The following is a 19,632-nucleotide window of genomic DNA, read 5'->3' on the forward strand; positions in this document are numbered from 1 at the left end:
TCATCTTTATATAGCCAAGTTGTTTATGCCTAATTCATCAAATTGCACTGCGGATCATCTTCAATCCTCTTCCCAAACACCAAACGCTGCCATTGCCGCTCAGCCTTCGTATATTGTGTTGCCGCGTGCTAATGAATTAGCAGGTAAGCAATACCACACAGTAGTTGAGTTTTTGGTCGATCATTTTAAGCAAATCGATGCCGGTGTGTGGCAGCAACGGATCAAAGATGGCAAAGTGCATTGGCAAAATGGTGAGTTAATTACCGCAGACAGTGTCTATCAAGCCACTGCGAAAGTGTATTATTACCGCGAAGTGCTGGCCGAAACGAAAGTGCCTTTTGCTGAGCAGGTGTTGTATCAAGATCTTGATACCATTGTGGTTTATAAACCGCATTTTTTACCTGTTACCCCAGGCGGAAATTACGTCAATGAATGTTTAGTGCATCGATTACGTATCGCCACTCAAATTGATACGGTCGCCCCAGCACATAGGCTCGATAAAGACACGGCTGGGGTGATGTTAATGACGCTCAATCCGCAAACACGCCATGCATATCATCAGCTATTCTTAGATGACAAGATCACTAAAGATTATCAAGCCATCGCTAAATTAACGCCTACGTTGCTGAGTGAATTAGCCGATAATACTTGTACGCTTCCTATTCATTGGACGGTTAAAAATCGTATTGTGGCAGCAAATCCCAGCTTTACCATGCAGGTGGTTGAAGGCGAGGCGAATAGCCATTCTGAAATCAGTTTAGTGGCGGTAAAAAATGGTTTTGGCTTATTTGAGTTAAGTCCGATTACCGGTAAAACTCATCAATTACGTGTACATATGCAAAGTTTAGGCATGCCGATTTTACACGACCGCTTTTATCCAGTGCTACAACCTAAAGGGCCGGACAACTTTGATAAACCATTGCAATTGTTGGCTAAACGGTTGCGCTTTACCGATCCAATCAGTGCTATTGAACAAGATTTTCAATGCCAAGGTTTAGATTTTTAGTTGGTTATTTAGCGAATAAAAAAACCGCCATCGTAAAGTCGATAGCGGTTTTTTTGTATCAGCTTATTGCTGTTGCAGTGAGCTTATCTGAGTATTAGTCAGCTTTTGTGTGTTTAATACCTTTACGATTTTTCATTGGGTCGCCATCATAACCAAGGGCTTTCCAGTCTAAACGCTCGCCTTTGTTGTGGCAGTCATTACACTGTAGTGCCTTGTCTTTTGGTGACACCATGTGGTTGATGCGCCACCACATTTCGGTTTCAACAAAGCCATGCTGACCACTGTATTTGAGTCCTTTTTCTACCATGGTTGGGTTAGCTTCCATGCCTAGTTTTGCAGCTAAATCCCAATCAAATTTATCCCAGTAGCCACCTTCACCGTACGTTTTAGGGGTTATCAGAATATTAAGTTTAGCATCATAGATTTGCTTACCCGTGTGCACTTTAAATGGGTAGATTTTAGCTTTAGGGTCGCGAATATCACCTAATGGATAAGCTAATTTAACCGTTTTAGTTGGGTCCATTTTATCGCCAGCCATATACGCATCGGCGCGGCCATTAAACCAGGCATATTGTGGTTTAACGTCTTTTTGCCAAATAAAGCTGCCTTTCTTTTTCATAAAGGTGTGCTTGCCGTATTGGTCTGTTGTTTCAGGAAGATCTTGACCTGCCTGTGACCAATCCCAACGCATTTTGGTGGGTTCATTTTTAGCAAATGATGGTATGTGACAAGTCTGACACGCTACAGTTGCTGTGTGTGTATTGAGCTTTTTATTTTTGTGAGGCGCAGCATCATGGCAATTTACACAACCAATTTTGTTTTCACCACCAGGTGATACGCCCATCGAGTTACCGGTAATTTGATGATTTTCAGTAACGTGACAAGTTTGACACTGGAAGTCATTGCCATCGGTATCCATGTGGACATCGGTCGCTTTATCTGGATAAGACATTGATGAGTCTAAATCGCCGTGTTTAACCGCATCACCACCGCCACCGTAAAAGTGGCAACTGCCGCAATTGTCACGCACGGGTGCACCTACATTTTGGGCAACATTGGCTAAATTGACTCTTGCTAAGGCCTCGCCTGCGCCCGCAGGATCTTTAATGTAAGTTCCCGTGGTGTCGTGACAGACTAAGCAATCGACTTTGGTCATGTCTTTAAAGTCGAATGTAGAATCTTTCCAACCATAACCTGCATGACAACTGGTACAACGCGGTTCGTTACCCGATATCGATACACAAAAGTTGTTAATACTGTTTTTTTTACCACGCATCACTGTGCGGTCAGGTAGTTTTTGCTCTAACTCCCAAGTCCAATGTGAAGATTTCATAAACTCTTCAGCATGTTCTTTATGGCAGGTTAAGCATTGTGTCGTCACTTCAGGGCCATTAGCAAAAGGCCCTTTCAGCGCCTCTTTATGGTTAAAGGCAGCCTGTGCGCTACTGCTTAATAACAGTAATACAGCCAGTGCTGATAATAGTTTCATGATATTTGTCCTTACCCCTGAGCTTGTGCTCAGGGGGGCCAAGTTAGAAGGTTAAGTTAGCGTTAGAAGTTAACGGTCAGTGAGGCATTGACGTCATAGGCGGTGTCAACAACGGGCAACATTGAGTACGCGCTACCGGCAATCACATCGTCAACCTTCATCGGTGCACCTACTGGTGAGCCACTTCCGGTATATTCATAGTCGTAATATAAACCGGCTAACTTGATAAACATTTTTGGATTAATATCAAAGATATAATAAGCTTCGGCAACGTGGCCACGAGTGGCTAACTTACTGCCGATTGGGTCGTCTTGTGCTTGGGTGAAGGGACTCCAGTATTTAGAACCGTAGTTATATTCCAAACCGAATTTGCCGTATGGTGCAGGAATTTGCATGCCCACATAAATGCCGTAACCATCTTTGGTGTCGCTATCAACGGTTTCTTTTGGCACCATAATGATTTCAGTACCAGTGCTGTTCAACTCTGCTTCAAATACTGCATCGCTTAACATGCCACCGAACAAACCAGCATTGCCGTTAGGTTCAGCACGAGTCCATCCTAATGAGGCAAACATTTTCAGGTCGTCATCGGTTTCATAGGCATAACCTAGGCCACCTAAGTACATATCACCAATGACACCGCTTGGTTGTACGCGGGTGACGAAGTTAAAGTTGTCGAATTTTTGCATGTCTTGATACATGGTTGGGGCAAAGATACCCGCCAGTTGAGTAGGGAATGCCATGGTGCCCGTAAAGCCATCATTGACATCTTTAGCACCGAATAAAGTGAACTGTAAGAAATGGTTACCGTCATTAATCACGTCGATATTAAACCCGCCGAGGTGGGTATCTTTAGTGATGATGTCACCAAACAATTCGCCATTGCCGTACTGTGATTCAAAGCCTTGGCCATAGCAAAAACGCACTGTTTGACCTTCAATACCGGTGATATCACCCAAGTTGTAACCTAAGGTAAGACCATCGAAGTTGAAATTGACTAAGTGACCTGATGGCGTGCCGCCTCTGAGTTCATTTTCACGATAATGATTTGGTGGACCGTACGTTGAAGGACGACGTCCAATAGAAAGGTAAGTGCCACTGCCGTTAATGTCTTTCCAATTAAAATAGGCGCGCTCTACTTTTAACTCATCACCACTGGTGCTACCGCTACTGGTGCCATCCATGGTGAATGAGTTCCATGAGTCGAATACTTTAACCCCAGCAGAGTCTCCCCAGCTCTTAAACATGGTTAAACGTCCTGCAAAGCTGACGTTATCCCACACTTTAGCATCAATATTTAGGCGTAAGCGCGTGGTGTAAAATATATCGTTATCAATGTCCTGTTGGGTTTTTTGGCCCAACAGCATTGGCATAACGCCTTGAAGCATACCGCTTTGAAACGCGCTGGCTAAATCAGGGTTTGCCATCATCATTTGGCCTAACGGTGAGGTAGCGCTATTTGGATCGCCAAATACTCCTGACATGGCTTTAGCGCCAAAGTCAGAAAAGTTAACGTTCATGGCTGGGTTCCAAGTGACGTTTTGATAATGTAATGAATGTGCTTTGGTTCTAAAATCACCCGTAATGGCTATTCTGTCTAAGGCTGTGTGACGCTCGGTTTTGTCAACTCGTGAATTTAAGTAATCAAGATCTTCATTAATAGTAGCGAGTTGTTGTTTAAGATCGGCAATCTTTTGTGCATCGGTATCTGCTGCTAGGCTTGCGCCGCTCATAAAGAGCGCGTTAGCCACTAATATTGAGATGAGAGTTCTCATGGTCTTTCTCCCCTTTATTTGCCAAATAACAAGGTCAATTTGGCAAATTTTTTGTGTCAGGATCCCTGAGGCTAAGCCTCACAGTTTTTTCGTTTGGTTTATTGGCTGATGTTTCGTTTAGAACGAAAAGATACTCAGCATTGATGATTTAGCCGCAAGTAGCTGGTTGGTCTGAATCGGCGGCGTGGTCATATAAAAACTGTTGAATATCTTTTATGTCTTTTTCTGATAAGGCTTCAAAAACGGCAGGTTTAGCTTTGTGCTTATCACGAGTAAAGAAACGATCCCATTGGCTCATGGTTTTGGTCATTGGGGTTAATTCAGGGCCTTCACTGTTAGCGCTGTGGCAGGCTTTACATTCTTTTTTGTACAGGTGCTTACCTTTTTTAGGATTACCACCATCTGCGGCCATCACTTGGGTGCCAAGTGATAATGCCATTGCAACTGCGATACCAACTTTAATGTAAGTGTTCATCATTTTGTCCTCTGTCGGGCTTATTAGGGTTGTGCATTAACAGCATTTAATTATTTCTTTGCTGTAAACAATGTTACCTAAAAGTGAGTAGTGTTAATTTGAAGTAGATCATATCCATGAGAAAAATCTAATTGAAAAAAAGTTAATTGAAAGAAATCTAATGGACTAGTGTGATGTGGATCTATTGCGTAAAGATGATGAGTTTGTTAGGGGAGATAAAAGAGGTTTTTTTGATTCTTATTATGGGTATTTTTAGTTGAGAAATAGACTTTTGATAAGCAGGTTTTTACTAAATAGAGGGATTATTAATCATCATTTGAGATCAAGCCCATTGATGGCTGGTTTTGTTTACAGGTGCAGAATAGCTGATTAGCTCATTAACGTGTTGGTCGACATAATCACTAATACAGTGGCACTAATACTACATAACACTAAGGTGACTATGCGGGTTTTATCTTTATCAACGCGGCCAATTAATCTACCTGAGACAAGATAACCAGCAACGACTGAAGGCAATAATAGCAGTGATAGCCATAAATGCTTCACTTCAACTAAGCCGACGATGGTTAGAATAGCTAAGGCAATTAATGAGCTAAACACGAAAAAGGCAGATAATGCCGCTCTAAACTGACCTGGGTCTTGGCCTGCAAGCAAAATGGCCATTGGTGGACCACCGATAGCAGCGATATTGCCAAATATGCCTGAAAATACCCCAGCGATAAATAAACTGAGGCGATTAATGGGGGCGGTAAAGCGAAAAATGCTAAGAATAACAGCAATAAACACAATGCCTGCAATCACTAAGCCTAGTATGGCTTGTGGGGCAAACAGCAATAATCCAGCGCCTAAAAACCCCCCAGGGATCCGCCCGAGTAAGGCATATTGCAAACCATTAAATTGTAGGTGACCGCGTTCTCTAAATAAGGTCATTGCAGAAATGGCAAAGCCCATAACAATAATAGGAACAGGAACTAATTGAGGATTAACAATATACAGCAGCGGGCTAGCAACAACGGCTAACCCAAAGCCAATTAAGCTTTGGGTTAGCGCGCCAAAAAACACGATAATCGATGCCAGTATCAAGGTCGTTGGATCGATAAATGACATCATAAGTTCTCTTTAAAAACATGACGACTTCTTATTAGGGTCGTTTCAAAGTCTGTGAGGTATTGACTAATCAGTGAATTATTCGAGCTCTTCCCACTCGATACCCATATCATCCATTAACTTTTTCGCTTCACTTGGAATGCTATCAGGCTGATCTTTTGATAGATCACCGTCATAAGGTAATGGTTGACCTGTGTACGCATGCAAAAATGCTTCGCATAGCAGTTCACTGTTAGTTGCATGGCGCAGATTATTTATCTGGCGACGCGTCCGCTCATCCGTCAGTACTTTTAATACTTTTAAAGGGATAGAAACCGTAATTTTTTTTACTTGTTCATTTTTTTTGCCGTGCTCGGCATATGGGCTGATATATTCGCCATTCCACTCAGTCATTAACTTACCCTTAACGATAAATACGCTGCAGATTTTAAACCGTTACAATCTCTAGTCAAATTATTGCTACTATTTAATCCCGATTGCAAATAGATTTCTTGATGTTTAGACGTCTAAACGTCTATTTAAGTTGACGGATGGGGATCTCTTAGGTAAATTTGGACGTCTAGACATCTCTTTGTGTGTTTGTGAAATTTTAGGAGTCACCATGACTAAGCATCAAAACGCCACATTGGCCGTTCGCCAAGGTATTGAAACAGACACACAACATGGTGCTATCGTGCCACCGATTTATTTATCGACCAATTATTCATTCGATGGCCACAATAATCCGCGCGAGTTTGATTACAGTCGTTCGGGTAATCCTACTCGATGTATTTTAGGTGACGCACTCGCCAAACTCGAGCAAGGTGCTACCGGCGTGGTGACATGTACCGGCATGGCGGCGATTACATTGGTGACTAGCTTACTTGGCCCAGAGGATTTATTGGTTGTGCCGCACGATTGTTATGGTGGCAGTTACCGCTTATTTACTAACTTGGCCAAAAAAGGCCAATTTAAGTTATTGGTTGTTGATCAAACTGATGCGCAAGCGCTGAGCAAAGCGATAGCTCAAAAACCGAAAATGGTGTGGTTAGAAACGCCATCGAATCCTTTATTGCGGGTGGTAGACATTAATGCCATTAGTATCGCTTGCCATGACGTTGGCGCGCTAGTGACAGTCGATAACACCTTTTTATCACCAATATTACAGCAGCCATTATTATTAGGTGCAGACATTGTTATTCACTCAACCACCAAATACATCAATGGTCATAGCGATGTGGTCGGTGGAGCGGTAGTGGCTAAAGATCCTCAAGTGGGTGAGTTGTTACATTGGTGGTCAAATACTCTTGGGCTTACGGGTTCAGCATTTGACAGTTATTTAACCCTCCGAGGCTTACGTACTTTAGCGGTACGAATTCGTGAGCATCAACGTAATGCACAAAAGATTGTTGAGTTACTCAGCGCCAGTGATGTGGTGGCCAAGGTGTATTATCCGGGTTTAAAAGACCATCTAGGTCACGAAATTGCGGCAAAACAACAACAAGGCTTTGGTGCTATGTTAAGTTTTGAGTTAATTGGCGGCGAAGCGGAAGTGGTGGCATTTTTAAAGGCGCTGTCGTTGTTTAGTATTGCCGAAAGTTTAGGCGGAGTGGAAAGTTTAGTCGCCGTTCCGGCCACCATGACCCATAGAGCAATGGACCCACAAGCAAGGCAAGAGGCTGGTATTAAAGAGACTTTATTGAGACTATCTGTCGGTATTGAAGATGCAGATGACCTCTTGGCCGATATTCAAGCAGGCCTAGCAGCTGTTGCCGCGATAAAATCAGCTTAATTCGAGTTTAAGTTAGCTGTGGTTTCGACCAAATTGGGTAAAATAGCAAAACATGCACTTGCAACACTATTGGTTTCAAAATAGAAGTCTAGCAGTCGCAACAAAAGTCGTAGTTGTTTAAGGAGTCAGTAATGACGCGAAGTCATTTACATAAGTTTGGTGGTTCAAGTTTAGCGGATGCAGATTGCTATCGCCGTGTTGCACATATTCTACTTACGCATGGTCAGAGTGATGATTTAGTTGTGGTATCCGCCGCCGGAAAAACGACTAACTTCTTATACAAATTATTGAGCCTGCGTGACAGCGGTCAGTTGTGGCAAGAAGAGCTGCAAATTCTGATCAGTTACCAGCAGACGTTAATTGAACAATTATTATCAAACGAGCAAGCGCGTGATTTACGCGAACGTTTGTCTACCGACAAATCTCAGTTAGTCAGCTTATTATCTTTAGAGCAACGTAACGATTACCAATTAAACCAAGTGGTGAGTTTTGGTGAACGTTGGTCGGCGCGCTTAATGGCCGCTTTGTTACGAGAAATGGGCGTAGCTGCGACTCATGTCGATGCGTGCTCTATTTTGGTAGCCGATGAAGGCGCCGTACCTAATATTTTAGTGGCTGAGTCTCGTGACAAGGTACAGGCCTTATTAGCCTTACATCCGCAAGAGCGTTTAGTGATCACCGGCTTTATATGCGCTAACCGCCACGGTGATACCTTATTGCTGGGTCGCAATGGTTCTGATTTTAGTGCCACCTTAATTGCCAGCTTAGCTGACATTGAGCGTGTGACCATTTGGACCGACGTTGAAGGGGTATTTAACGCCGACCCGAATAAAATTAATGATGCTAAATTACTCAAGAGTATGTCATTAGCCGAAGCTGACCGCTTAGCGCGCCTGGGCTCTCCTGTACTGCATTCTCGTACCTTACAGCCGTTATTTAATACCGACGTGAGCCTAGCGGTACGCTCAAGCTATGCTTCACACACCGACTTTACTTTAATCGCGCCACTGAGTTCATCAGCGAGTGCGCCTGTGGTCACTAACTTAAATGAAGTGGTGTTGTTTAGTTTTAAAATGAACGCAGACATTGAACCATTGTTGGCCATTTTGGATAAAGCAGGTATCACACCGTTAGCTTATTGGTCGCTAGCACAACATAAGTTTGAGTTGGCGTTAACGCTTGAAAGCCAGAAACAAGTGCAAGCTTTACTCACTCAATACAGCAGTGAATTTTTGATTGAAGAGTTGAGTGCCCAAACTGACTTAGGCCTAGTGGCATTAGTCAGTGCCGATGCTCATCACTTTAGACGCAGTTTTGCCCGACTACTCAGCCGTGATGCCAAACCGATTTATCAAGATGCATTAAGTTTGGTCACTTTAGTCCCGCAAGCTCAAGTGAGTTTATTGACCCAAAAAGTACATCGTCGTTGTGCTGGACCAAGAATGCGTATTGGAGTGTTATTGCTGGGAGTGGGTAACATTGGTGAGGCGTGGATTGATTTGTTTAAACGCGCCAGTCCAGCATTAGATCACGAACTTGAAGCCTCTGTTGAGCTTGTTGGTTTAGTCGGTTCGAAAAAAGCATTAATTTCTAACGACGGAATTAACCTTGAACAATGGCAGCAAGATTATCAACAGCAAGGTATTGAATGGGATTATGATCAGCTTTTTGATCAATTAGCGCAGTTATCATGCGATGAAATTGTCGCCTTAGATATCAGTGCGAGTGCTGCTTTAACCTTACAATATCCCGAGCTATTTGCCCGTGGTATTCATGTGGTAAGTGCCAATAAATTAGCCGGCTCAGGGCCATTGCCATTTTATCGTGAATTAAAGCAGCAGCTGAGTAATCGCCGCTTATTTTGGCGTTATAACGCCAGCTGTGGCGCAGGTTTACCTATTCAACATGCGTTAAATGACTTACGTAATAGTGGTGACACTATTGAAGCTGTGGGTGGTATTTTCTCGGGCACGTTATGTTGGTTGTTCGAAAATTATGATGGCAGTAAGCCGTTCTCAGAATTAGTACTGCATGCTCGCAGTTTAGGCATTACTGAACCTGATCCACGCGATGACTTATCTGGCCGCGATATGCAACGTAAGTTGTTAATCTTGGCTCGCGAGATTGGTTTAGCGGTAGAGCTAGACGATATTAGTCTTAACTCATTAGTACCTCAAGCTTTAGCAGAGTTGTCACTAGAAGATTTTTTAACACGCATCAGTGAGTTAGACGATGATTTGTTGCAGCAGTATGTCGCTGCGGCTGAACAGAACAAGGTGCTACGTTATGTGGCTTCGCTGGATAAAGTGGAAGGTAAGTTACAGGCTGAAGTGGGTTTGCAGTGGGTTGATAATAATCATCCTTATGCCAATTTAACCCCAGGGGATAATGTGTTTGTTATTCGCAGTGCGTTTTATCAAGGTAATCCATTGATTATTCGCGGCCCAGGGGCTGGGCGTGAGGTGACTGCTGCGGCTGTGCAGTCGGATTTGGTGCATATTTGCAAAGACTTGTTGCAAGAGTAGTTTTGTTAAAAAAGACCATTATTAATGGTCTTTTTTTATGTCATCTCGGGAATGTTTATGAGCTGAAATTCAGCTCTTTTCTTTATTTGCCGCAAACCGCTCAACGCATAAATACTAAAATGTTAGATGACAAGTGTTCACATCTTGAAATGGAGTTCAAAATAATGATGAAAATCAAAGTATTTACTAAAGTGTTAAAACCTAAACTAAGCTTTTGGATGAAACCGATAGAACAAGCTGATTGTGGTTTACAAGACGAAATTAATTTATGGTTATCCACACAAACATCTATAGAAATCACCGAAATTAAACAAACTCAAAGCGGTGGGTCATTTATGCCAGCGACGTTAAATATTACCATTTGGTATCAGTAATCTAATGAGATTGTTCCATGTAAGCTTAATCATCTCCTCGACATAAACGAACAATAGATAATAAAAATGAATAGGTAGCATAAAGCTGCGTCCTTATTTTAAGTGCTGAAAAAGCTTAATAATAGAAGGGCTTAGACTTTTTATTATATGAATATCCGATCGAGAGTTCGACCAATTTGAAGTGATGTTTATGGATACTATTTTTGCGAGTATTTAAAGATTGGCCCAGTCTTTAGTTATCTTTATTTATTCTCAGGTAACGAATACTCTTAAGGCGACACAATCTAAGTCGCCTGTGCTTAGGCTTCTTCTACTGCGTCATCTTTTAATGATTTAGCTGTTTTATCGGTTAACGTTATTAATAGGCCTGTGAGTAGGCTCATGCTGTAACCGAGTACGGCGCCGATAATAAGTGGTGGAATGATAGCGGCTATATCAGCATTTAAGGCAAAAGTGATGCAACAACCGATAAAGGTGCCGGGAATAAAGGCGAAGTTTTTATTACTGGCTTGTAAGCACATAAATGCGGTGACAATGCCTGTTAATGCATAGCTGATCATTGGCGAACCTAGAACACCGCTGCCTGCAATAATTAACCAGCCCCAGAATACACCGGAAAGATTGGTCATCATCGCCATCATCATGCCTTTAGCACCTGTTTCTGTTTGAGCGAAAAAGGTACTGCAGCCCAGAAAGCCGACCCATGTCACGAGATGAAATACATCAGCAAGACCAGCCCAAACAGCCGCTAATAAACCAGCAGAAATTGCAATTTGCCAACGATGCGCCATGGTTGCCTCACAAAAGATTAAAATTAGAACGGTGAGTTCTAAATTTAGCACAATAAACTAAATTTAGGCAGTTAGGTTTTACAAAAGTCGATCCAGTTCGCAAATAAAAGCAACTGCTAATAAAACCAAACGTTATGCAACTCGATAATTGTCAGAGAGTCATCATGTCTATCGCACATTAACATCAGATATAGTCACTAATGCTATTAACTTTGTTAGAACCTAAGTGTTAGCGCACTTTTTAAAAAATAATTTGAACATTATCAAATGACACAGTCTGCAGGCTGATGAAAAAAAAGCCTGCAGATAGATGAACAAACGGCTGTTTTCAGCCGTTTTATATTGTCTATGATTTAGGCCTAGCGTTAATGTGATTATTACAAATTGCTTATTGATGGTTTTTTAGCTTGACTTAGTATGCAGTTAAACTAGTATATGGACATATAGACGTCCAAACGGCCAAATGATTTAGGTTAAGTTAATCATTTAAGCTGATTGGTATAGACTCCTAAGTGTTACAGAAGTTAAAGGAATACATTATGGCTTTTCATCATGCACAACATGCCCAGTCGTTAAATCAGAGCTTGTCTGAGCTGAATGATATTAATGTGTCTTTTGAGTTTTTTCCGCCATCAACGCCAGCAATGGAAGAGATTTTGTGGAATTCTATTCGTCGTTTAGAACCATTGAACCCTAAATTTGTATCAGTAACATACGGTGCCAATTCAGGTGTACGTGATCGTACTCATAGCGTGATTGAACGTATCCAGAAAGAAACCAATCTACTCGCTGCGCCGCATTTAACCTTGGTTGATGCTAGTGATGAAGAATTGGTTGAGCTGGCAAAGCATTATTGGAATTCTGGTATTAGAGACATCGTGGCATTGCGCGGTGATTTACCTGACGGTAGCCCAAAACCAACTCGCTTTGCCAATGACTTAGTGCGTTTACTGCGCTCAGTGGCCGACTTTGATATTTCGGTAGCAGCGTATCCTGAAGTGCATCCTGATGCGCGTAATGCGCAGGCTGATTTAATTAACTTAAAGAAAAAGATTGATGCGGGTGCTAACCGCGCCATTACTCAATTTTTCTTTGATGTTGAATCCTACTTACGTTTTCGCGACCGTTGCGTTACAGCTGGTATAGATGTTGAGATTATTCCAGGGATATTACCTGTGACTAACTTTAAACAGACTAAGCGTTTTGCTGGCATGACCAATGTCGCTATTCCACATTGGTTACATCGTCAATTTGAAGGTTTAGATGACGACCCTGCAACACGTCAGTTAGTGGGTGCCAACGTTGCTATTGATATGGTGAAAGTATTGTCCCGTGAAGGTGTTAAAGATTTCCATTTTTATACCCTTAATCGTGCAGAATTAACGTATGCCATTTGCCATACATTAGGCGTGCGTCCAAAGTAGTACAGTGTAACATTCACTCAATTTAAACCCCGTTAATGGTTCCATTAACGGGGTTTTTGTTTAAATATTCGACGTTTGCCGTATTCTTTTTTGAATATATTTAGCCTATGGTGGTAAGACAATAACCAATAACCAATAACGAATGACTAAAGAGGTGTGATGATGAAAACATCCTTTTACAAGCTCGCTGCATTGGCTGGCATAACGATGCTAACTGTTATGACCGCAGAAGCTGCAGAAACAACTTCCCCACAACTGCCGGTTCCTGCTGCGGCTCAGCTATGTACTTCTTGCCACGGTGCACAAGGTCAAGGTATCGACATTATTGGCCCTCGTTTAGCAGGCTTATCTGCCGATTACATCAGCAATCAACTTGCGTTATTTCATGCAGGAAAACGTCAAAATCCAACCATGCTAGCAATGGCTGCAACGGTGCAAGGTGACAATATTGCTGTGGTAGCGCAATATTTTAGTCAGCAACCTGTTGCTGACATTCCGCTCCAATTTCGCGGTGACAAGGTTGGTATTAGCGATCCGTTCGAAAAATTAGCCTTTCAAGGTGACTGGTCACGTACCATTCCAGCATGTGTTAGTTGCCATGGTCCATCTGCCGTGGGTGGCGGGCAGTTTCCTCGTTTAGCGGGGCAGCAAGCCAGTTATCTTAAAACCCAATTATTAGCCTGGCAAGAGGGCTCTCGTACAGGCGATGCTGATAACATGATGGGCAATATTGCGCTGAAATTAACGGCTGCCGAAATCGATGGGTTATCTCAGTTTTTTGCCAATATAAAATAAGGACATGGCTATGAAATTATTATCGCTATTGACCATTGGCGCTCTGTTTAGCTTGCCTTTACAGGCCGATGAATTATTGACCGAAGTTCCGGCTAAGCCTACTGCGGTAAAATCGTCAGAGTCTTCGACGACACTACCCGATCGCCAAGCTGCATTACCTGCGCTGGAGAAAAAAGTTGATGCTGTTTATCTTCAACCCGCACCATTAACTGCTATTCCAGAGGGGGATTTTGGTGACAAGGTTCGGTTAGGTTATCAATTGTTTGTTAACACCCAACAGCTACGAGACAAGTACGTTGGCAATGAGCTCAATTGTGTTAACTGCCATATGAATTCAGGACGACAAGCTAATTCGTCGCCTTTATGGGCGGCATACTTTGCTTACCCTGCTTATCGTAAGAAAAACGATAAAGTAAACTCTTTTCAAGAGCGTATACAAGGTTGTTTTACCTATTCAATGAACGGTAAAGCTCCGGCGGCAAACTCTCCTGAACTTGTGGCAATATCGGCCTATTCTTACTGGTTGGGCATGAGCGGATTAATGGATCAATACAAGGTTGCAGGCCCAGTGCCTGAGTTGTCTGATGTGGAGTTGGTTAAAGGCGGTAAACGGGATGATTTCCCAATGCCAGCAGCTATTGCTAAACATTTGGATACTGCAGCGTTAAGCCAGCTTCCTGGGCGCGGCTATCCGAAAACACCTCAACCTGAACTGGCTTATTCTCCTGAACGTGGTCAGGCAGTTTATCAAGCACATTGCCAAGTGTGTCATAGTGAAGATGGCCAAGGACAAGTGATTGCTGGTGTTACTGCATTACCACCATTATGGGGAGCTCAAAGCTATAATTGGGGCGCAGGCATGCATAGGGTAAATACAGCTGCTGACTTTATTTATGAAAATATGCCGTTAGGCAAAAGCGTGCAATTAACAGTTCAGCAAGCTTGGGATGTAGCGGCTTACCTTAATTCGTTTGATCGGCCACAAGATCCTCGTTTTAACGGTGATGTGAGTAAGACTCAAGCCACCTATCATAAGCACCAAGGATATTATGGCCAATCCGTTGCCGGCAAGCCTGTTTTGGGCACGGCTTCGTATCCGGTTTTTCCGCTTAAAAATAATATAAAGTAATTATATTTGCTTAGTCTAAACCATTAATCTTTGTCAGTTATACCCATTAAGTTAACGCTTAGTGGGTATTTTTATTGGTTGTTAATTCATTTTCAGAAATGTAATACGCAGAGCGCTTATTGAGCATGATGATAAATGTCAGTATATTCAGTCATCATCATCACCATATAGGCTGGGCAATGACATTATTTACTTCAGCAGCACAATCGTGCCCACTTTGCCAGCAAGCTAACGGTTGTGCGATGGAGCAAGGATTAGCCATTGATGCATGCTGGTGTGCTAAGCAAACGTTAGACATGCCATTGATTATTGAGCAGTACAAAGCCGCATCTACTTTGGTTGATTTACCTAATGGCCAATGTGTTTGTCAGTCATGTATGACTAAATTGGCGCAACAATTCAACACAGACCTCGTTGAAACCTATTCACCAGAACCAGAACCAAAATCTGAATCAGAACTCAAACCATAACTATAACCATAATAATAATGACCATTTATTAGGAACGTTTCTATGCCAACGAAAGTGATTAATTTCAATGACAAGTTCTCTTTGTTCGACCAGCATTGGTCTCCTCGTGTAATTGCAGAAATGAATGACTATCAATTTAAATTGGTTAAAGTCGAGGGTGAGTTTGTTTGGCATGAACATGCCGATACTGACGAAGTGTTTATTGTAATGGAAGGAACGTTGCAGATCGCTTTTCGCGATCAGGACATTACGCTTCAGGCAGGGGAAATGTTTGTTATTCCTAAGGGGGTTGAGCATAAACCCATGGCGAAAAAAGAATGCAAGATCATGATTATCGAACCTCGAGGTGTCGTCAATACGGGTGAGATAGATAGCGATCGAACTGCGTTAAATGATCAGTGGATATAAAGCAGACCCTTTCTGGTCATTTATGACAGGACTCTGTTCATGCGATCGCATTTCAAGCAATAGCCGCAGGTGTGACGTCAACACGATGTTTAATGAGAAGCCATTGTTAACCCAATGTTAATTTTTATTGTTAGCCTGCTGTTAGTCGGTATACTGAGGAGATTGCGTGTTGGCCATTAAGCCAAAAAGTCTGACATATAACGCTATGTATACTAGAGGATAATAATAATGCTTAGAAAAATTCTCGTTGCTGTCGCGACTATTATAGCGATCCCTTTTGTTGTCGCCCTATTTGTTCAAAAAGACTATTCAGTCACTCGTACTATCACCATAGATAAACCGATCTCCGAGGTTTTTGATTACGTTAAACATCTAAAAAACCAAGATAATTTTAGTAAGTGGGCGCAAATGGATCTCGAGATGGTGAAAGCCTACCGCGGTACCGATGCGACAGTAGGCTTTGTGTCTGCTTGGGCAAGTGAAAACCCAGATGTAGGTGTTGGCGAGCAAGAAATTATTGCCATAGATGAAGGTAAACGTATCGATTTTGAATTACGGTTTATTTCACCCTTTGAAGCGACCGAGCCTGCCTATATGAGCACTACAGCCGTTAATGCTAATCAAACTAAAGTTGATTGGGGTTTTAGTGGCCATTTTGCTTATCCAACTAACTTAATGTTTTTGTTTATCGATTTTGAAACCATGATAGGTACTGATTTACAGCAAGGTCTAGAGTCATTGAAAGTGGTACTCGAAAAATAATTTGTATGTGCATGAGCTAATGAATCATCTTGAAGATGATTCATTAGCTCATGCAGTGGCTTGCCATGGTTAACTTAATCGGGGTAATCTAAAAAATGCAATCGTTGCAGTGGAGTTGGGCCACCGTAACCATAATAAAAATAACCAAACATCTAATAATTATAATATTCGACATAAGTCATTACTCATTATGAGGTTTTTTACATGGAAGCAGTCACGCAATTTGTCAGTATGATTAACAGTATAGTATGGGGCGTTCCCATGCTGATTTTGATTTTAGGGGTCGGGCTGTTTCTGTCGATAGGCTTAAAATTTATGCCTATTTTAAAGCTGAATCGAGGTTTTAAATTATTATGGTCGGGTCGTCAGGTTACTGATGAAAGTGAAAAAGGTGATGTCAGTCCGTTTAATGCTCTCATGACTTCATTATCGGCCACCATTGGTACGGGTAACATCGCTGGTGTGGCTACGGCGATTTTTATTGGGGGACCCGGGGCATTATTTTGGATGTGGTGTACGGCGCTCGTGGGTATGGCGACTAAGTTTTCGGAAGCTGTACTGGCGGTAAAATATCGTGAGACAGATGCTAATGGAAACCATGTTGGCGGCCCGATGTATTACATCAAAAATGGTTTAGGCAGTAAATGGGCCTGGTTAGGCACTGCATTTGCTCTGTTTGGATCTATTGCCGGTTTTGGTATTGGTAATACTGTACAAGCTAACTCAGTCGCTGATGCAATGAGCAGTAACTTTGGTGTACCTAATTGGGTTACTGGTGTGGTGTTAATGGTGCTAGTGGGTGCGGTACTCATGGGCGGTATTAAACGTATTGCTGAAGTGGCGGGTAAGTTAGTGCCATTGATGACGGTATTTTATATTACCGCAGGTTTAGCGGTATTGATTGTATATGCAGACGAAGTACCTGCTGCTTTTATGTTGATTATTGAAAGTGCCTTTAACCCAGTAGCAGCTCAAGGTGGTTTTGCGGGTGCTGCGGTATGGGCTGCGATTCGTTTTGGTGTGGCACGTGGTGTATTTTCAAATGAAGCGGGGTTAGGGAGTGCGCCAATTGCTCATGCGGCGGCGCAAACTAATAACCCAGTGAAACAAGGTTTAGTGGCCATGTTAGGGACGTTTATTGACACGCTCATTGTGTGTTCAATAACGGGCTTGGCGATTGTAGTTTCTGGTGCGTGGACATCTGGCGAAAACGGCGCTGCATTAACCTCTCTTGCATTTTCACATGCTTTGCCCATGGGTAATTATATTGTGGCCATCGCATTGGCTGTGTTTGCCTTTACCACTATTTTAGGGTGGAGTTTTTACAGCGAAAAGTGCGTTCAATACTTATTGGGCGACAAAGCGGTTAAGCCATTTCGTCTAATCTGGACCTTGGTTGTGCCTTTGGGGGCAGTAAGTTCGCTAGAGTTTATTTGGTTATTAGCCGATACATTGAATGCGATGATGGCGATTCCAAACTTAATTGCGTTAGTGCTATTAAGCCCTGTAGTATTTGGCTTAACCCGTGAATACTTTATCAAGCAACGCGCACTAAAAGCCAAAGCATAGTGTGAGTAAATCGTGTGGGTAAAATAGTGTGGGTAAATAGTGCAGGTGCATTGTTCGGATAATTTGTTTGGCTGAATCGCTTGGCTAAATCATTCAGCAATCGCCGGATAATGGCACCGAGCAATATAATTCAACAATAATAATAGCTAAGCATGTTTATCAGTACATTGATAAACATGCTTTTTTAAAAGGATTTTTTATGAAGCACGTTTTTTTTACTGCCTCTGTTGCAGCTATCTTGAGTGCGGTGTTAGTGTCGGGTTGCTCTAACCTGTCACTGCGAACCAATGCGGGTACAATTGCGCTAGGCAATGCCACAATAGCTGGAGTTGATACCTACACCTCAGCAGAAATGTCTAGGTTCAAAGCACAGTTTCTTGGCGATGTGACCACGTCATATTGTGAAAATTCATCGGATCCTGAAAAGTTAGATGATCTTCCAAGTTTGTCTTCAATGACTAAGTCACTCAAATTACAAGTGACTCAACGAGGCGGTAATGCCATTGTGTTGAAGCAATGTGGCAAAGTTAATTACCCGTCTTGTACTGTTTATTTAGAGTGTAACGGCGAGGCATATGTCATCGACCGTGGCTTATAACTAGACCCATTTTTCTAGCGCCTATTGGAGTCATGCAATAGGCGCTAATCTAATCGTTTACTGAATCGCATTGCTGCAATCCATAATCCAATGACTGTAAAACCCACCAGCCATAACACATCGCTAATTAACTCACCTAACGTCGCCCCTTTTAACACAATCGCTCGGATCACCCGCATAAAATGGGTCCCTGGTAGTGCTTCAGCAATCCATTTGGCTGCCGTCGGCATGGCTTCTAATGGGGTGATAAATCCAGAGAGTAATATGGTCGGTAATAATACAAAAATGGTCATTTGCATGGCTTGTAGCTGGTTTTTTGCAATAGTGGAAATGATTAACCCTAATGTCAGACTCGCGGTAATAAACAGTAAAGTACCTAATAATAAATGACTGATAGCGCCATTGATGGGCACTGCAAAAATAATATTGCCCAAGCCCAAAATAATGGTCATTTGCACTAAGCCGATGACGATGTAGGGCAATATTTTTCCAATCATTAGTTCTATTGGTTTAATCGGAGTGGTGATTAATAATTCAAGATTACCGCGTTCACGCTCACGAACGATGGCTGATGAAGTAAACAGTACCATGGTCATGGTCAGAATGACGGCGATTAAACCTGGAACAATATTTACCGCTGATCGCTGCTCCGGATTATAAAACAAGCTAACTTCAAACCGAGATTGGCTGCTGGTTTGCTCAGGTACAATATCGTTGAGCGATAGGTTTCGTAGTTGCTTTATCGCGCCAGCAATCATGGTGTCTGAACCATCGACTATCCATTGGCCAATCGGTTCATTGCGAGCGATTTTTTCGTTCAAGGTAGGCGGTAAAATTAATGCCGCTTTAATGTCGCCACGGCGAATAGCAGCCTGAGCTTGCTCGGCTGTGGTTAGATAGGATGTGACTTCCACTACCTGGGTGACTTTTACCGCTTCGACTATCCAGCGCCCTGCTGCTGAGTCACTTTGATCAACAATAGCGACTGGTATTGCCCGTACATCAGTATTGATGGCATAGCCGAATAACAACAGCTGGATCAGCGGGATCATTATCACCATAGCAAAGGTAATTCGATCGCGCATAAGCTGCTTAACTTCTTTAGCGGTAATGGCGTGAATGCGCATGTAGCTATGGCGAATACTGTTCAGCATGTTGTTAGCC

19 protein-coding genes are annotated in these 19,632 nt (G+C 42.5%); 12 read left to right on the forward strand and 7 right to left on the reverse strand.

Annotation, left to right across the window (positions count from 1 at the left end; translation table 11 throughout):
• Window positions 1-25 precede the first annotated feature (25 nt).
• A complete protein-coding gene (locus tag AAEY97_RS06885) occupies window positions 26-1,006 on the forward strand; it encodes a pseudouridine synthase (RefSeq protein WP_350997586.1) in 981 nt (326 codons plus the stop codon).
• Window positions 1,007-1,100: 94 nt separating this feature from the next.
• Here the strand turns inward: AAEY97_RS06885 and AAEY97_RS06890 are convergent, their stop codons facing one another.
• From AAEY97_RS06890 to metJ, 5 genes are all read right to left on the reverse strand, one after another.
• Window positions 1,101-2,495, reverse strand: coding sequence for a tetrathionate reductase family octaheme c-type cytochrome (locus tag AAEY97_RS06890; RefSeq protein WP_350997588.1), 1,395 nt, complete (start codon window positions 2,493-2,495; stop codon window positions 1,101-1,103).
• Between the two features lie 62 nt (window positions 2,496-2,557).
• Complete coding sequence (locus tag AAEY97_RS06895; protein WP_162023936.1) at window positions 2,558-4,270, reverse strand: DUF3373 domain-containing protein; 1,713 nt, start codon at window positions 4,268-4,270, stop codon at window positions 2,558-2,560.
• A 148-nt stretch (window positions 4,271-4,418) separates the two neighbouring features.
• Window positions 4,419-4,748: a c-type cytochrome gene (locus AAEY97_RS06900; RefSeq protein ID WP_101085111.1), complete on the reverse strand. Its 330-nt coding sequence runs from the start codon at window positions 4,746-4,748 to the stop codon at window positions 4,419-4,421.
• Between the two features lie 366 nt (window positions 4,749-5,114).
• Window positions 5,115-5,855 (reverse strand): sulfite exporter TauE/SafE family protein, encoded by a 741-nt coding sequence (locus AAEY97_RS06905; RefSeq protein ID WP_101085112.1) that lies wholly within the window; start codon window positions 5,853-5,855, stop codon window positions 5,115-5,117.
• Window positions 5,856-5,930: 75 nt separating this feature from the next.
• Window positions 5,931-6,245, reverse strand: a complete 315-nt coding sequence (gene metJ, locus AAEY97_RS06910; RefSeq protein ID WP_011638970.1) for a met regulon transcriptional regulator MetJ — start codon at window positions 6,243-6,245, stop codon at window positions 5,931-5,933.
• Window positions 6,246-6,453: 208 nt separating this feature from the next.
• Between metJ and metB the strand changes: the two genes are divergently transcribed.
• From metB to AAEY97_RS06925, 3 genes are all read left to right on the forward strand, one after another.
• Entirely contained in the window at window positions 6,454-7,623 is a 1,170-nt protein-coding gene (gene metB / locus AAEY97_RS06915; protein ID WP_162023935.1) for a cystathionine gamma-synthase, read from the forward strand.
• Window positions 7,624-7,754: 131 nt separating this feature from the next.
• The gene (locus AAEY97_RS06920; protein WP_162023934.1) at window positions 7,755-10,148 is read left to right on the forward strand and encodes a bifunctional aspartate kinase/homoserine dehydrogenase II; all 2,394 of its coding nucleotides are present in this window, start codon (window positions 7,755-7,757) and stop codon (window positions 10,146-10,148) included.
• Window positions 10,149-10,312: 164 nt separating this feature from the next.
• Window positions 10,313-10,522: a hypothetical protein gene (locus tag AAEY97_RS06925; RefSeq protein ID WP_350997593.1), complete on the forward strand. Its 210-nt coding sequence runs from the start codon at window positions 10,313-10,315 to the stop codon at window positions 10,520-10,522.
• Between the two features lie 299 nt (window positions 10,523-10,821).
• Here AAEY97_RS06925 and AAEY97_RS06930 read toward each other — a convergent pair whose 3' ends face one another.
• Entirely contained in the window at window positions 10,822-11,313 is a 492-nt protein-coding gene (locus tag AAEY97_RS06930) for a DUF1097 domain-containing protein (RefSeq protein ID WP_350997596.1), read from the reverse strand.
• 539 nt (window positions 11,314-11,852) lie between these two features.
• Here AAEY97_RS06930 and metF point away from each other — a divergent pair.
• The 8 genes from metF (at window position 11,853) to AAEY97_RS06970 (ending at window position 18,468) form a co-directional block, all read left to right on the forward strand.
• Window positions 11,853-12,737, forward strand: a complete 885-nt coding sequence (metF, locus tag AAEY97_RS06935; protein ID WP_011638965.1) for a methylenetetrahydrofolate reductase — start codon at window positions 11,853-11,855, stop codon at window positions 12,735-12,737.
• A gap of 207 nt (window positions 12,738-12,944) precedes the next feature.
• On the forward strand, window positions 12,945-13,532 hold the full coding sequence (locus tag AAEY97_RS06940; RefSeq protein WP_243756329.1) for a c-type cytochrome: 588 nt from the start codon (window positions 12,945-12,947) through the stop codon (window positions 13,530-13,532).
• A gap of 10 nt (window positions 13,533-13,542) precedes the next feature.
• Window positions 13,543-14,661, forward strand: coding sequence for a c-type cytochrome (locus tag AAEY97_RS06945; RefSeq protein WP_101085117.1), 1,119 nt, complete (start codon window positions 13,543-13,545; stop codon window positions 14,659-14,661).
• A 179-nt stretch (window positions 14,662-14,840) separates the two neighbouring features.
• The gene (locus tag AAEY97_RS06950) at window positions 14,841-15,131 is read left to right on the forward strand and encodes a cysteine-rich CWC family protein (protein WP_350997601.1); all 291 of its coding nucleotides are present in this window, start codon (window positions 14,841-14,843) and stop codon (window positions 15,129-15,131) included.
• 42 nt (window positions 15,132-15,173) lie between these two features.
• Window positions 15,174-15,539: a cupin domain-containing protein gene (locus AAEY97_RS06955; protein ID WP_101085119.1), complete on the forward strand. Its 366-nt coding sequence runs from the start codon at window positions 15,174-15,176 to the stop codon at window positions 15,537-15,539.
• Between the two features lie 228 nt (window positions 15,540-15,767).
• Complete coding sequence (locus tag AAEY97_RS06960) at window positions 15,768-16,301, forward strand: SRPBCC family protein (protein WP_192114148.1); 534 nt, start codon at window positions 15,768-15,770, stop codon at window positions 16,299-16,301.
• 204 nt (window positions 16,302-16,505) lie between these two features.
• Window positions 16,506-17,870, forward strand: coding sequence for an alanine/glycine:cation symporter family protein (locus tag AAEY97_RS06965; protein ID WP_335691214.1), 1,365 nt, complete (start codon window positions 16,506-16,508; stop codon window positions 17,868-17,870).
• A gap of 199 nt (window positions 17,871-18,069) precedes the next feature.
• Window positions 18,070-18,468, forward strand: a complete 399-nt coding sequence (locus AAEY97_RS06970; protein ID WP_350997605.1) for a hypothetical protein — start codon at window positions 18,070-18,072, stop codon at window positions 18,466-18,468.
• Between the two features lie 44 nt (window positions 18,469-18,512).
• Here the strand turns inward: AAEY97_RS06970 and AAEY97_RS06975 are convergent, their stop codons facing one another.
• A complete protein-coding gene (locus AAEY97_RS06975) occupies window positions 18,513-19,622 on the reverse strand; it encodes an ABC transporter permease (protein ID WP_350997608.1) in 1,110 nt (369 codons plus the stop codon).
• Window positions 19,623-19,632 lie beyond the last annotated feature (10 nt).

Source organism: Shewanella sp. TB7-MNA-CIBAN-0143 (genome assembly GCF_040310065.1).
Taxonomy (GTDB): Bacteria; Pseudomonadota; Gammaproteobacteria; order Enterobacterales; family Shewanellaceae; genus Shewanella.

Bases quoted from the DNA above. Each gene is read 5' to 3' on its own strand.
- AAEY97_RS06885 (WP_350997586.1), top strand. From the start codon at position 26: ATGCCTAATTCATCAAATTGCACTGCGGATCATCTTCAATCCTCTTCC.
- AAEY97_RS06890 (WP_350997588.1), bottom strand. From the start codon at position 2,495: ATGAAACTATTATCAGCACTGGCTGTATTACTGTTATTAAGCAGTAGC.
- AAEY97_RS06895 (WP_162023936.1), bottom strand. From the start codon at position 4,270: ATGAGAACTCTCATCTCAATATTAGTGGCTAACGCGCTCTTTATGAGC.
- AAEY97_RS06900 (WP_101085111.1), bottom strand. From the start codon at position 4,748: ATGATGAACACTTACATTAAAGTTGGTATCGCAGTTGCAATGGCATTA.
- AAEY97_RS06905 (WP_101085112.1), bottom strand. From the start codon at position 5,855: ATGATGTCATTTATCGATCCAACGACCTTGATACTGGCATCGATTATC.
- metJ (WP_011638970.1), bottom strand. From the start codon at position 6,245: ATGACTGAGTGGAATGGCGAATATATCAGCCCATATGCCGAGCACGGC.
- metB (WP_162023935.1), top strand. From the start codon at position 6,454: ATGACTAAGCATCAAAACGCCACATTGGCCGTTCGCCAAGGTATTGAA.
- AAEY97_RS06920 (WP_162023934.1), top strand. From the start codon at position 7,755: ATGACGCGAAGTCATTTACATAAGTTTGGTGGTTCAAGTTTAGCGGAT.
- AAEY97_RS06925 (WP_350997593.1), top strand. From the start codon at position 10,313: ATGATGAAAATCAAAGTATTTACTAAAGTGTTAAAACCTAAACTAAGC.
- AAEY97_RS06930 (WP_350997596.1), bottom strand. From the start codon at position 11,313: ATGGCGCATCGTTGGCAAATTGCAATTTCTGCTGGTTTATTAGCGGCT.
- metF (WP_011638965.1), top strand. From the start codon at position 11,853: ATGGCTTTTCATCATGCACAACATGCCCAGTCGTTAAATCAGAGCTTG.
- AAEY97_RS06940 (WP_243756329.1), top strand. From the start codon at position 12,945: ATGCTAACTGTTATGACCGCAGAAGCTGCAGAAACAACTTCCCCACAA.
- AAEY97_RS06945 (WP_101085117.1), top strand. From the start codon at position 13,543: ATGAAATTATTATCGCTATTGACCATTGGCGCTCTGTTTAGCTTGCCT.
- AAEY97_RS06950 (WP_350997601.1), top strand. From the start codon at position 14,841: ATGACATTATTTACTTCAGCAGCACAATCGTGCCCACTTTGCCAGCAA.
- AAEY97_RS06955 (WP_101085119.1), top strand. From the start codon at position 15,174: ATGCCAACGAAAGTGATTAATTTCAATGACAAGTTCTCTTTGTTCGAC.
- AAEY97_RS06960 (WP_192114148.1), top strand. From the start codon at position 15,768: ATGCTTAGAAAAATTCTCGTTGCTGTCGCGACTATTATAGCGATCCCT.
- AAEY97_RS06965 (WP_335691214.1), top strand. From the start codon at position 16,506: ATGGAAGCAGTCACGCAATTTGTCAGTATGATTAACAGTATAGTATGG.
- AAEY97_RS06970 (WP_350997605.1), top strand. From the start codon at position 18,070: ATGAAGCACGTTTTTTTTACTGCCTCTGTTGCAGCTATCTTGAGTGCG.
- AAEY97_RS06975 (WP_350997608.1), bottom strand. From the start codon at position 19,622: ATGCTGAACAGTATTCGCCATAGCTACATGCGCATTCACGCCATTACC.